We start from the raw sequence: 13,890 nt of genomic DNA on the forward strand, positions 1-13,890 counted from the left end.
TCGGGCGGCCGAGGCCGCACATACCACAGGCGTGCGCGGCGTCTGGCCAACCCGGTGAATCCGGTCATCCTCGCGTGCGGAACGTGGCATCGATAGAGGAGGCAGTGAAATGGCGTGTGCCACTGGCAATGCCCGGCGGAAAACCCCCCATTGGGGGCTACGGAGCGTGCCATCCGCGCTACGCTCGGCGTCACCTGCCGGAGGGGAAGAACGTGGCGGAGGACATGAGCCAACAGGACCTGACGCGCCGGACACTGCTGGAGCGGGATCGGGAGCTGCGCGCGGTGGACGCCGCGCTGACCGAGCTGTGCGGGACGGACCCCGCCGACCGGGCCGAGACCCGCGGCGGCGGAGTGATCGCCTTCGAGGGCCCCGGCGGCGTCGGCAAGACCGCGCTGCTCGGCGAGGCGCGCCGGAGGGCCGCCGCACGCGGCTGCACCGTGCTCCGGGCCCGTGGCGGTGAGCACGAACAGGGCGCGGCCTTCCAAGTGGTGCGCCAGCTCTTCCAGCCGGTGCTCGCGGCGACGGGCGAGGACGAGCACCGAAGGATCCTCGGCGGCTGGTACGACATCGTGGCGCCCGCGGTCGGCCTGGTGGTCTCGGGCAACGGCGGCGCGCCCGATCCGCAGGGCGTCCGCGACGGCCTCGACTGGCTGGTGACCCGCTTCGCCGTGGAACATGCCCCGGTCGTCATGATCCTCGACGATGTCCACTGGGCCGACCCCGAATCGCTGGACTGGCTGACCCGGTTCGCCTCGCGCACCGCCGACCTGCCCCTGCTGCTCGCCGTCGGCTACCGCCCGGAGGGCCTGACCGCCGACGTCGCCGTGATACGGGCTCTTGTCGAGCGCCAGGGATCACGTCCCTATGTGCTGGCGCCGCTGACCCCGAGCGGAGTCGGCAGGATCGTCCGGGAGGTCCTCGGGGACCACGCCGACGACGCGTTCTGCCGCGAGTGCTGGGCGATGACCGGCGGCAACCCCTGGGAGATCACCGAGCTCACCGCCAAGATCCGCGACCGCCGGTTGAAACCGCAGTCGGAGAACCTGCCCGCGCTGCGCGATCTGGTTTCCTCGGCCAAGGACAGCGGGCTCAACGACCGGCTGACCCGCCTCGGTACCGCCGCCGTCCGCCTCGCCTGGGCCGTCGCCGTCCTCGGTATCGAGGCCACCCCGGCGCTGACCGCCAATGTCGCCGGGCTCAGCGAGACCGAGGCCGTCGATGTGGTGGCGCGGCTCGTCGACGCGCGGATCCTGGCCCCGCCGCGCCCCGGAAACGGCACCCGGCCCCTCGAATACCTTCACCCGCTGATCGCCACCGCCGTCTACCAGGCCATCCCCGCCGCCCTGCGGGTGGCCATGCACGGCCAGGCCGCCACCGTGGTGCTCGGCGCGGGTCTTGGCTCCGCGGCCGCGGGCCGGCATCTGCTGGAGATGCACCCCGAGGGCGACCCCTGGGTGGTGCACCATCTGCGGGCCGCCGCCCGGGAGTATCTGCGCGCCGGAGCCCCCGACGCCGGGCGCCGCTGTCTTGCCCGGGCGCTGCGCGAACCACCCGCCCTCGAGGAGCGCCCCGCCGTGCTGTACGAGCTGGGCTGCGCCGCCCAGCTCACCGAGCCCGACGTCACCGTCAACCATCTGCGGGCCGCGCTGGAAGAGCCCGCGCTCGGCCCCGACCTGCGCGAGGCGATCACCTACCGGCTCGCCCAGGCATACGGCCACAGCGGCCGTATGGAGGAGGCCGCCCAGGTCGTCGCCGCCGAGATCGGCCGGGCCACCAGCGCCCGCACCCGGCTGCGGATGCAGACCGAGCAGCTGATGTGGAACATGTTCCGCGCCGACGAGAAGGAGTCGCCCGCCCGCTCCCGCCCGCTCCCGGCGCCTCGCCCGGCTCGCGGACCACCTCACCGGCCGCGGCATGGCCGAGCGCTATCTGCTGGGACTGCGCGCCTGGGACGCGATGACCCGCGGCGAGCCGGTCGCCACCGCGCTGCACTACGCGGAGGAGGCCCTCGGCGACGGCCTCAGCTGGACCGATGACGACTGGGGCTTCGAGGTGCCCATCCTGGTCGCCCTCGTCTTCCTCCACTGCGACCAGCCCGGGCGCGCCGAGGAGCTGTTCAACAAGGGCATCGCCGAATGCGAGCGCAAGGGCTGGCGCGGCTCCCATCTGGCGTTCGGCTTCACTCTGCTCGGGTACGCGCGGCTGCGCCGCGGCGCGCTCGGCGAGGCGGAGGAGCTGGCCCGGGAGGGGATGCGGATCGCCGACCTGGTGGGCTCCTCGACACCCGCGCACTGGACCGCGGTCGGCACCCTCATCGGAACGCTGATCTGCCGGGGCCGGGTCCATGAGGCACAGGAGTTCGCGGCCGGGCACCGCGGCGAGACCCTGCCGCAGGCCACGCTCTGCCCCGACGTACCGGCGGTCCGCGGCGAGCTGCTGCTGGCCGCCAATCTGCACCGCGAGGCCCGGCACCAGCTCAGCGAGGTCGGCCGCCGCATGGACGGGCGCGGTATGCGCAACCCCGCCTGGTGCCCCTGGCAGCTCCACCTCGCCCAGACGCTCGCGCTGACCGATCCCCGGCAGGCCGCCGAGGTCGCCGACGACGCGGTGCGCCGCGCCCGTCAGTTCGGCACCCACTCCGCGATCGGCAAGGCGCTGCACACCGCGGCCACCGTGACCCAGGGGCCCGACCGGATCAAGCTGCTGGCCGAGGCCGTCAGCCATCTGATGCGGTCACCGGCCGCCTACGACCTGGCCGTGGCGCTGGTCGACCACGGCGCCGCGCTGCGCCGCATCGGCCTGCCCCAGGAGGCCGGCGACCGGCTCTACCGCGGTCTGGAGGGAGCGGTGCGCTGCGGGGCCGACGCGCTCGCGGCCCGGGCCCGCGACGAGCTGTCCGCCGCCGGGCTGCGCCCCATGCAGCTGCGGGTCGATCACACCAGCCCGCTGACCTCCCAGGAGCAGGCCGTCGCCGAGCGGGCCGCCGAGGGCTGGCCGGACGCCCGGATCAGCGAGGCGACGGGGCTGGAGGAGCGTGAGGTCGCCCGGCTGCTCTCCGATGTCTACCGTAAGGTCGGCACCGACCGCGCCGGGCTGGCGAAGCGGCTGATCACCCCCACGGTCGGCCTGCCCCCGCGCCCGGCGCCCGACCCCGGATGAGGGGTGCGGCCCGCCCGCTCCCCGGCACGGTAACCGGCACGCGGCCACGTACCATGTCCGCATGTCCTTCCTCCGCCGCCGCAGCGCCGCCACGCCCACCGGGCCGGACTTCGATGTCCTCGCCATGGACCCGGGAGACTGGCCCGGCGATCTCGGGGCGGGGCTGCTGCCCGCTCCGGACGGCACCTGCCAGGGCGTCTTCCTGCGCTACGACCTGTTCGGCGGCCGCGGCCCGGCGATGATTATCGGCAATCTGCCCGAGGGGTCACCGGCCCGGGAGGTCGCGGAGGGCCAGCCGCCGTTCGAGGTCGCCCAGCTGCTTGCGGCGCTCGGGAACGACGAGCCGGTCCATGTGGTGGACACCGAGGACAGCCCGGTCATGCATGAGGACAACCTCCTCATCGTCCGCCGGATCAAGCTCTCCGAGGGCCGGATCTCCTGCGCCCAGTTCGACCGCAGCGACGGGGTGCTGGTCACCATCGCCAGCTGGGACCGGCCGATCACCGACGATCTGTACCGGCTGCTCAAGCCGCTGCCCGCGGAGATGTTCCAGCAGGGCTGAGGAGTGCCGCCGAGGGGCCGTGAGACGCCCGTACGGCACACGGCCGACACGGTCGCTCACGACCCCCGGATGGCCCGTCTACCACTCTCCCGCGGCGGACTGACGGCCCGTCGGGCTCACTTCCCCGAGCGCCGGACCGTCACATCGGCGGCCCGGACGAACGCCACCCGGTGCCCGAACTGGATCTGGTAGTACACGTCCTGGCCGCGCACCACCTTGTGACCGGCCGGATCGAAGGTGGTCGCCCACAGATACTCGCCCCGCGTCCTCAGCCCCAGCGGATAGGACTGCCCGGCGAGCAGCTTGTACGGCAGCGGCGAGACCGCCTGCACCGGCACACCCTCCGGATACGCCCCCTCCTCCGGATAAGCGCGGCCGTACACCGGAACCTCTGCCACCCCGGCCTTGGGCGTCACGACAAGCCCCTTGGCGCTCACCGCCGTCGGCCGCCGCTTGGGGTCCTGGAACCAGGCCCGCCGGCCGAGGTACCAGATCGCCGTCCAGTCGCCCTCACGGCCCGCGACCGCGAACTGCTGCCCGGTGGTGGCGCGGGCACCGGTGTCATTGACGCCGGTCGTCGAGTCGGAGCCGTCCGGGCGCAGCCCGATGTCCTTGACCAGCGGGGCATCCGCACGCGGCGCGGTGTGCAGCCGCACCGCGGCCGAGCCGTGCGGGGCACACTCCTCGCCCGCCGTCTCGCAGCCGGTGTAGACGGGCCGGTTGGTGTCGTAGTCGGGGCGGATGGTGACCAGCCCGCCGGAGGAGCCCGCGGTGCGCCGGAAGGGCGCGCCGAGCAGGGTGAAGTAGTGCGCCCAGTCCCAGTAGGGACCGGGGTCGGTGTGCATGCCCGCGATGGTGGCGGTGGTGGTGCCCGGCACATTGTCATGGCCCAGGATGTGCTGGCGGTCCAGCGGAATGTCGAACCGCTTGGCGAGATAGCGCACCAGCCGCGCCGAGGAGCGGTACATCGCCTCCGTGTACCAGGCGTCCGGAGCGGTCAGGAACCCCTCGTGCTCCAGGCCGATGGACTTGGCGTTGACGTACCAGTTGCCCGCGTGCCAGGCCACGTCCTTGAGCGGCACATGCTGGGCGATATGCCCGTCGGAGGAGCGCAGGGTGTACTGCCAGGACACATAGGTGGGGTCCTGGACCAGCTTGATGGTGGTGTCCCAGGAGCCCTCGGTGTCATGGATGACGATGTAGTCGATGGACTGCGAGGCGGGGCGGTCGCCCAGGTCGTGGTTGCCGTAGTCGTTGTCCCCGAACTCCTCGTAGGGCGCCGGGATCCACTCGCAGGACACCTCCTTGGGGGCCTCGACCTGCGGATCCCGGGCACGGGACGGCAGGCCGAGCGTCCGCAGCTGCCGGGTGTCCGGTGCGAGAGCGGGCGCCGCGTCGAGGGAGACCCGCTCGCCGTCGGCGGTCGTCCGCGCGGCACCGCCGCGGATCACCTCGTACACCTCGTCGGCGAAGACGGCCGCGGCCGTGGCGTCATCGGCGCCGGAGTAGGCCGCCACCGCCGCGTACCAGCCGGCGGGGTCCTCGCTCGGCGGGAGTCCCAGCCGCTTCTGGGTGGCGGCCAGCAGGGCCGCGCCACCGCGCACATTGGCGCTCTCATCGGCGCGCAGCGCCTCCGCGGAGAGCCCGGTGAGCTCCGCGGCCCGGCCGAGGGTGCGCAGCCGGGCGGGCAGCTGCCGGGGCTCGGGAACGGTGGCCTTGGGGACCCTCAGGGGCCGGGCGAGGTCGCCGCGCGCGTCCTCGGTGCCCTGGCTGTGGTGCGGGGCGGTGAGCAGGGCGGTGTGGGCGTCGGTGAGATGCATGGGCCCATAGCCGCCGGTGACGCTGGGCGCGCCGCGGTGGCCGTCCCAGCGCGACTGGAGATACGAGACGCCCAGGAGCACGCTGACCGGAACGCCGTACTCGGCGGCCGCGGCCGCGAAGGCGCGCTGCAGGGCGCCGCCGTCGGCAGGAGGACCGTCGGCCCGCGGCTGGTCGGCATGGGCGGCGGGTGTCGCCGAGACCAGCGGGAGCAGAAGGGCGGCGGACGCCGCGGCTCCCGCGGTCCGCAATGTGGTTCTCCGGGTGGGGCCGGACGGGTTTCTGTTCGCGTCGTGGGCGCTGTCCTGTGCGGATTCTGGCATTGCAGCCTCCTCAAGCGGGCCGGGCCGAGCCACTTAGAGATATGCGCTGCCAGGCGTGACGTCAATCGCCGTCACCCAGACGCGTGTTCGCATGTCAGCCCGACCGCGGCGCGTCACCGGTCCAGACCGGTGACGCGCCCCTGCCGCCATCCGCCTCCGCTCAGCGGGTGCCGACCGCCGCCCGCACCGCCCGCCGGGCCATCGCGCAGTCGTCATGCAGCCGGCGCAGCAGCAGCCGCTGCTCCTCACCGGCCGGGACCGCGCCCGGCACCACGGGGGCGGGATCGTGCATGGTGCGCTGCACCGCGGTCTCGTACTGGCGGATCTCCCGCGTCAGCACCAGCATCAGATTCACCAGGAAGGAGTCCCGCGCGGCCGGGCCCGCGGCCTGCGCCAACTGGCTGATCTGGCGTCGGGTGACGGGCGCGTCGCCCAGCACCGTCCACAGCGTGGCCAGGTCATAGCCGGGCAGATACCAGCCCGCGTGGTCCCAGTCGAGGAGCACCGGGCCCGCGGGGGAGAGCAGGACATTGTTCAACAGGGCGTCGCCGTGGCAGAACTGCGCCGGAGTCTGCCGCCCCCAGGCGTGCGAAACGCCGCGCAGCAGCTTCTGCAGATCGCCCATGTCCCGGTCGGTCAGCAGCCCGAGCTCGTGATAGCGGGTCAGCCGGCCGGCGTAGTCGATGGGGGCGTCGAACAGATCGGCGGGCGGCCGCCATTGGTTGACCCTGCGGATCGCGCCCAGCACCGCCCCCAGATCGGCGCGCGGCGGGGGCTCGGTGGGGTGGCGCTGCGTGGCCGCGATCCGCCCGGGCATCCGCTCGATGACCAGCGCGCAGTTGTCCGGGTCCGCGGCGATCAGCCGGGGCACCCGCACCGGCGGGCGCTGCCGGACGAACGCCCGGTACATCGCTATTTCCCGGCGGAACCGCTCGGCCCACGCGGGGGAGTGGTCCAGCAGGCACTTGGCCACCGCGGTGCTGCGCCCGGTCGCCCCGATCAGGAGCACGGACCGTCCGCTGCGCCGCAGCACCTGCACCGGGTTGAACTCCGGACAGATGCGATGGACCGAGGTGATCGCGGTGCGCAGCTGCGCACCCTGTGGACCGGACAAGTCGAGTCTCCCGCGAGGCGGCACGGTGCCGAGGGCGGCGGTCCGCCGGGCCCGGCCGCCGTGGGCGGGATCGAGGTACGGCCCGGAGCCGGGCAGCTGCCGCCGGTACGGCCGGGGCGGGACGGACACGGAGGACGACGCTGCGTACATGGGCGATACAGATCCCTTCGTGTGCCGACGAGTTGCGTACGCACCCGGCCCCGAGGCGGGGCCGCACCCTGGGGAATGCGGTCGGTTCAGCTCGATCCGCCACGGGGCCGGGTAACGCACTCCTACATCACACCCCTGTGCGGGTGGCACACCATCTGGCGGACCCTGGCGAACCCTGGCGAATAGTCGCACGGCTCGTGACGGGGCCGTTACTGTCAAGTCAGCCGAGGAACCTGGGGGCTTGACGTGACGAGGGAACCCAACACCCGTCTTGCGGACCTGTTCGGCCTCGCCGGATGGTCCAAGGGGGAGCTCGCGAGGCTCGTGAACCGGAAGGCGGCGGCCATGGGCCATCCGCAGCTGGCGACCGACACCTCGCGGGTGCGGCGTTGGATCGACACCGGCGAGACGCCGCGCGATCCCGTGCCCAAGGTGCTGGCTGCCCTGTTCACCGAGCGTCTCGGTCGAGTCGTGACCACTGAGGATCTCGGGTTCGGACGAGGGGGGCGCTCGGGAAAGGGGCAGCCCGCCGACGGGCTGCTCTGGCCGCCCGAGTCCACGGCCGCGGTCCTCACCGAATTCACGGGAATGGACCTTATGTTCAACCGACGCGGCTTGGTGGGTGCGGGCGCCGCGCTCGCCGCAGGATCCGCCATCACCGGTGCCATGAGCGAGTTTCTGCTCTCCGACCCCACCCTCGCCACCGACGCGCCCCGTACCGACAATCCCCTGTCCGTCGAGCCCGTGGGCTTCGACCGCTATGAGGCCGCCCCGGTCGGCTCCCAGGAGATCGACGCCCTGGAGACCTCGGTCGAGGTCTTCCGCGCCTGGGACGCGGCCCGAGGCGGCGGGCTCCAGCGCAAGGCCGTGGTCGGCCAGCTCAACGAGGTGGGCGGCATGCTCGCCTACCGCCACCCCGAGCATCTGCAGCGCAGGCTGTGGGGGGTGGCGGCCAACCTGGCGGTGCTCGCCGGCTGGATGTCCCATGACGTCGGCCTGGAGCCCACCGCCCAGAAGTACTTCGTCATCGCCGCCCACGCGGCCCGCGAGGGCGGCGACCGCCCCCGGGCGAGCGAGGCGCTCTCGAGGGCCGCCCGGCAGATGGTCCACCTGGGCCGCCCGGACGACGCCCTGGATCTGATGAAGCTGGCCAAGACCGGTGCGGGCGAGGCCGCGCTGCCGTGCACCCGGGCCATGTTCTGCACCATCGAGGCATGGGCGCAGGCGTCCAAGGGCAACGGCCAGGCGGTGCGCCGCGCCCTGGGCGAGGCGGAGGAGCTGTTCATCTCGGACCGGGACGAGGGTCCGGCGCCGAGCTGGATGCAGTTGTTCAACGAGGCGGATCTGTACGGGATGCAGGGGCTGGTCTACCGCACCCTCGCCGAGCATGAGCCGGGGGTGGCGGGCATCGCCGAGAGCCATGCCAAGAAGGCGCTGCGGATGCGGGAGGGCGGGCGCCAGCGGTCCCAGATCTTCGACCACATCTCCATCGCCTCGTCCTGTTTCATCGGCGGCGATCCCGAGCAGGCCGAGCGCTATGCCCGGATGGCCCTGCTGACGATCGAGCAGAACTCCTCGCATCGCACCTGGGACCGGCTGCGCGAGATGTACCGGCTCACCGGGCGGTACTCCACGACACCGGCCATCCGGGAGCTGCGTGAGGAGATCCAGCAGGTGATGCCGAAGGGTGGCGCGAGCAAGGGCGGCCCGGGGCTGAAAGGGTCCGGCTCCATCGCCCGGAGCGCGGTCGTCTAGCGGCCGGGCCACGCCGCGCCACGGGCCCGACGAAGGGGCAACGCCTTACGACGAGTCAACCTTGACGAAACACGTCACCCGCACGGGAAGCCAACGCCTTACGAGGGCCGATCACCGCGCCTTACGAGGGCCGATCGCCGTGCCACGCCGACGCGGGAAGCCGCGTCATGGGCGGGCACCGGTGACCCTGGCGATCAGCACACAGGCGTCGTTCTCGCGTGGCTCGTCGCCGAACGCCTCGGCCACGGTCCGTACGCACTCCTGTGCGCCATGGGCGGCGGTCAGCCGTGGCGCGAGCGCGAGCAGCCGCTCGGTGGCGCCCTCGGCGTCCTGGGCGAGCCGTCCGGTGTGCAGCACCAGCAGATCGCCCGGCTCCAGCCGCTCCCCGGACTGGGTATACGTGGCGCCCGTGGTGGCGCCGAGCAGCACGCCGTCGGGAGAGCGCAGCGGGCGCCCCGTCCCGTCGCGGAAGAGCAGCGGGGCGGGGTGCCCGGCCTGTGCCCACACCAGGGTGCGGGTGCGCGGGTCGTACTGCCCGCAGGCGGCGCCGACCAGCGCGGGCTGGGAGGAGACGGCGAGCAGCTGGTTGAGCCGCCCCATCAGCGGGCCCGGCTCGATCCCGGCCACCGCCATGCCGCGCACCGCGCCCAGCAGCATGGCCATACCGCAGGTCGCGGTCACGCCATGGCCGGTGAGACCGCCGACGCTCAGCAGGGTCCGTCCGTCCGGCAGCTCGAGCGCGTCGTACCAGTCGCCGCCGATCTGGGCGCTGGACTCGGAGGGGAGATAGTGGGCGGCGATGTCGAGGGCGGCGCCGTCGGCCGCCGGGGCGGTGCCCGGAAAGCCGTCACCGGACGGAAGCCGGAGGGAGCCGCGCCACGGCGGCAGCACGGCCTCCTGCACCTCCACCGCCAGCCGGCGCTCGGTCCGCGCGATCCGCCGCTGGTGGCTGAGGGTGTCCCGGCTTTCGCGCACCGCCCGTTCGCTGCGGCGCAGCTCGCTCACGTCCCGGAGCACGGCCCACATGGAGGCGGTGCTGCCGTCGGTGTCGAGCACCGGCTCGCCCGCCATATGGACGGTCCGCACCACTTCGTCCGCGCGCACGACGCGGAACTCGCCGTCGATCGGCTTTCCGTCCACCAGGCAGTCCGTGACCATCGCGGTCAGGATCGGCTGGTCCTCGGAGAAGACCCAGGAGGGCAACTCGTCGAGGGTGAGCCCGCCGTCCGCCGGGTCGCGGCCGAAGATCCGGCACAGCTCGTCGGACCAGGTCACCTCGTCGGAGAGGAGGTTCCACTCGGCGCTGCCGACCCGGCTCAACAGCGAACCGCGCCCGGTGCCATCACTTTCGGCCGGGGCCTCGGCCGCCGCCCCCGCGTCGGCTTCCGTCCCCGTCTCCGTCGCGTCGGCTTCGGTCCCCTCGTCCGTTCTGGGGGGATCGGCGAGCAGTCCCTCGCGCAGCTCGCCCAGATGCCGGTCCAGATCGTCCAGCTGGTGGACGGCGAGCTCGCACAGCGCACGCTGCCAGCGCACCTGCGCGTCATCCGTACCGCCCAGGTCCGCGACGGTGTCGCGGCGGACGGCGTCAAGCCCGCCGCGGAGCCGCTGGGTCTGCGAGATGAGGGCGTCGACCGTGTCACGCTGGGGAGGTGGAACGGCGGGATGGTCCGCGGAGCGGGGGGACGGCATGACGTTCTCCGATACGGGCGCGGCGCGGCCGGGTCTTGAGGGGAGGGACCGGTAACGACTCTTGCACAGGCTGCGACATCCCGTAAGCGGTTTGGCAATACCCGATCCGGTGGTGCTTGCGGCATATGCCGATGGCCTTCCGGGGCCATATCGGCGGGGAGTCGGCGGAGGGCGCGATTCCGGGTAGGCTGCGGCGCTCGGGAGTCCCTCAGTCCCACGCCGTTCATCAGGCATACGGCGCCAGGACATCGGCAAGAATGCCGATCGACGGAAATCCCGTTGCCAGCGAACCTCCCGCACCGGATGCTGACCTCATGTTCGATCCAGACATAGCGCCCAGCGGCACCCTGCTCGGCCTCCTTCAGCGAGGCCGCGGCGACGGGACCCTGCATGCCCTCGCCGCGCCGCGGGCCGAGGCGCTCGCGGCACTGCACCACTGTGTGCTGCGCGACCCCCGCCGTGACTGGCAGGTCGAGAACCGCTCGCTCTATTACGCCAGGCTCTGTCTGGACCTCGACGCCGAGCTCGACGAAATCGAACAGCATCTGTTCCACCCCGACGACCTGGTCAACGACGACGAGGCGCGCACCGGGCTCGCCCTCTCCGTCCTCGGCCACCTCGCCGCCTACGGCCGGGCCGACGCCCTGCGGCTGCTGCGCCGCTACACCGCGGCCGGCAGCAACTGGGAATGGGCCCTCGACGAGCTGGCCCTGCGCGACGACGACCCCGGGCTGCGCGGCCTGGCCCCCGCGGTCCTCGCCCGCTTCCCCGAGACCTCCGAGGGCGACGCCGAGCTGGCCGCCGTCGTACGCGGTGCCTACGAGCCCCGGCCCTGGCGGCTGTGGGCCGGCGATCCGCACCACGGGCCGCGGGTGCGCGCGGCGGCGGAGCAGGGCGCCTTCGACCGGTGGCAGCGCCAGATGCGGCCCTCGGGACCGCGCCCCGGATGGAGCGTCCACGACATCCTGCTGTGGGCCCAGCGGGAGCACGACCTGAAGCCGGACGCCCGCCGCCCCGACGCGGCGGCCCGCTGCCTGGCCGCCGTCGCCGGTCCCGAGGACCGGCCCGAGCTCCTCGCCGCCGCCGCGTCGGCCCCCGACGCCGCCCGCGCCGCGGCGCTGCGGCATCTCGCGGAGATCGGCGACCCCGAGGTGCTCGACCTGATCGAGGTGGCCGTGACCGAGCCGGATGCCTCGGAGCTGGTCTCCCAGGCGGCCCTCTCCGCCTTCGAACGCATGCGCAGTATCTCCGCCCTCGACCGGGCCCGCGTCTGGGCCCACCGCCCCGACGCCCTCGGTGACGCGGCGGCCGCGATGCTCTCCTGCCGCGGCGGTCAGTACGACACCCCGCTCGTGCTCGCCGCCCTCCGCCGCACGGTCCGGGCCGAGGGCCCGGACGCCCAGATCCTGTGGACGCTCGTCGACGGCGCCGGGCGCCTGACGATCTCCTGCGCCGCGCCCGTACTGCGCCATGTCTACCGCGAGACGGCCTCCTCCCACCTGCGCGGCCGCGCCGCCCGCGCGCTGGCCGCCACCGATCCGTCCTTCGCGGCGGGCTTCGCCGTCGAATGCCTGTGGGACTGCGAGGAGAGCACCCGCGAACTCGCCGCCCGCCACGCCGCCACCGCCGACACCCGCGTCGTCGAACAGCTCCGCCGGCTGGCCGCCGACCCGGCGGAGGAGGCCGAGGTCCAGACGGCGGTCCGCAGCCGCATCGGGCCCGAAACCCCGGAATTCTGACGGTGCCGGCCGCCCCGGAGCGCGATCTCGCGCGGGGCGCAACCTCGGGCGCGGCAGACGCGTCTTCCCCGGCAGGGTGAAGGGATCGTCACCCTCCGTACCTCCGCGCCGCCCGAACAGGGTGTTCACCCGGGCGACAGTTTCACGCCGAGTGACCGGTCGCTCATTGAGGCGGATTCATGCGGGTTTGACGTGATCTCGCCGGGGTCCTGAGCAGGGCCCGGGGAGCGCGAAGGCCAACGCTCATGGGACGTTCTACGGCGCGAAACGTGCACGATGCCGGAGCCACCCTTCGTACGCCGACAACACCGGTATGCGTGTCGCCATCGTGACTGAATCCTTCCCACCCGACATCAACGGCGTCGCTCACTGCACGCTGCAGACGGCCGACCATCTCCACCGCCGTGGTCATCACCCCTTGGTCATCGCACCGGCGGGTCCCCCCGGCGGTCCACCGCCCGCCACGGCCGGCGGTCCACCCGAGAGCCAAGGGGAGCTCGACCGCTCGCATCCGTACCCCGTCATACGCATCCCCTCCCTGCCCCTGCCCGGCTACCCGCAGGTGCGGGTCGCGCTCCCCAGCCGTAAGCTCGCCGCCGCCATCACCTCCCACCACAGCGACGTCGTCCACCTCGCCAGCCCCTTCGTGCTGGGTGCGCGCGGGATGACCGCCGCGCTCCGGCTGCGGATACCGGCGGTGGCCGTTTACCAGACCGACCTCGGCTCCTACGCCCGCACCTACCTCGGCGCGGGCGAGAACGCGGCCTGGCGGCGCATCCGCGCCGTGCACACCGCCGCCGACCGCACCCTGGCTCCTTCCACCGCCTCCGCCCGCGATCTCGAGGAGCACGGCGTGCCGCGGATCCGGCTGTGGCCGCGCGGGGTCGACACCGAGCGCTTCCACCCCTCGCGCCGCGACCCGGAGCTGCGCCGCTCCCTCGCCCCCGGCGGTGAGCTGATCGTCGGATACATCGGCCGCCTCGCCCCGGAGAAGAACGTCGAGCTGCTCGCGCCGCTGAGCCAGTTGCCCGGCGTCCAGGTCGTCGTGGTCGGCGACGGGCCGAGCGAACCCGCGCTGCGGGCGGCCATGCCGAGGGCCCGCTTCCTCGGCCGCCGCACCGGCAACGACCTGGCCCGCGTCTTCGCGTCGCTGGACGTCTTCGCCCACACGGGGCCCCAGGAGACCTTCTGCCAGACCGTGCAGGAGGCCCAGGCCAGCGGCGTCCCGGTGGTCGCACCCGCGGCGGGCGGCCCGCTCGACCTCGTCGACCACGGGCGTACGGGGCTGCTGGTGCCGCCCGGGGACACGACCGAGGTGACCGACGCCGTATCGCTGCTCTCGGCCGACGCGAAGCTGCGCGCGGCACTGGGGCACGCCGGCCGGGAGGCGGTCGAGGGCCGCACCTGGGAGGCGATCGGCGACCAGCTGATCGACCACTACACCGAGGTGCTGGCGGCCCGTACGGCGGTCGCGGCATGAGCGCCGCACGCGTGGCCGCCGGGCGGCATGTGGTCGCGATGCCCGCGCCTCTGGGCCGCGTGGGCGGAGAAGCGAGTGAAAGGTGCGCTACGAGCGCC

Annotated in this window: 7 protein-coding genes and 1 pseudogene; 5 read left to right on the forward strand and 3 right to left on the reverse strand. The window is 73.4% G+C overall.

The window, feature by feature from the left end:
- Positions 1-224: 224 nt before the first annotated feature.
- Together BLV72_RS52265 and BLV72_RS41110 are read left to right on the forward strand one after the other, a co-directional pair.
- Positions 225-3,162: pseudogene (locus BLV72_RS52265) on the forward strand (ATP-binding protein).
- A 61-nt stretch (positions 3,163-3,223) separates the two neighbouring features.
- A complete protein-coding gene (locus BLV72_RS41110; protein ID WP_093468858.1) occupies positions 3,224-3,724 on the forward strand; it encodes a hypothetical protein in 501 nt (166 codons plus the stop codon).
- 116 nt (positions 3,725-3,840) lie between these two features.
- Here the strand turns inward: BLV72_RS41110 and BLV72_RS41115 are convergent, their stop codons facing one another.
- A complete protein-coding gene (locus BLV72_RS41115) occupies positions 3,841-5,865 on the reverse strand; it encodes an N-acetylmuramoyl-L-alanine amidase (RefSeq protein WP_093468860.1) in 2,025 nt (674 codons plus the stop codon).
- 160 nt (positions 5,866-6,025) lie between these two features.
- A complete protein-coding gene (locus tag BLV72_RS41120) occupies positions 6,026-7,129 on the reverse strand; it encodes an aminoglycoside phosphotransferase family protein (protein WP_093468861.1) in 1,104 nt (367 codons plus the stop codon).
- A 246-nt stretch (positions 7,130-7,375) separates the two neighbouring features.
- Here BLV72_RS41120 and BLV72_RS41125 point away from each other — a divergent pair, with 246 nt between their 5' ends.
- The gene (locus tag BLV72_RS41125) at positions 7,376-8,884 is read left to right on the forward strand and encodes a DNA-binding protein NsdB (protein WP_093468863.1); all 1,509 of its coding nucleotides are present in this window, start codon (positions 7,376-7,378) and stop codon (positions 8,882-8,884) included.
- Positions 8,885-9,049: 165 nt separating this feature from the next.
- Here the strand turns inward: BLV72_RS41125 and BLV72_RS41130 are convergent, their stop codons facing one another.
- Positions 9,050-10,573 carry a PP2C family protein-serine/threonine phosphatase gene (locus BLV72_RS41130; RefSeq protein ID WP_093468864.1) on the reverse strand — a complete coding sequence of 508 codons (1,524 nt, stop codon included), beginning with the start codon at positions 10,571-10,573 and terminating at the stop codon, positions 9,050-9,052.
- Positions 10,574-10,887: 314 nt separating this feature from the next.
- On the opposite strand from BLV72_RS41130, the gene BLV72_RS41135 reads away from it, so the two are divergent.
- Positions 10,888-12,312 (forward strand): hypothetical protein, encoded by a 1,425-nt coding sequence (locus BLV72_RS41135; protein ID WP_093468866.1) that lies wholly within the window; start codon positions 10,888-10,890, stop codon positions 12,310-12,312.
- 313 nt (positions 12,313-12,625) lie between these two features.
- Positions 12,626-13,792, forward strand: coding sequence for a glycosyltransferase family 4 protein (locus tag BLV72_RS41140; protein WP_093468867.1), 1,167 nt, complete (start codon positions 12,626-12,628; stop codon positions 13,790-13,792).
- Positions 13,793-13,890: the final 98 nt, after the last annotated feature.

The sequence above is a fragment of the Streptomyces melanosporofaciens genome (assembly GCF_900105695.1).
GTDB lineage: Bacteria > Actinomycetota > Actinomycetes > Streptomycetales > Streptomycetaceae > Streptomyces > Streptomyces antimycoticus.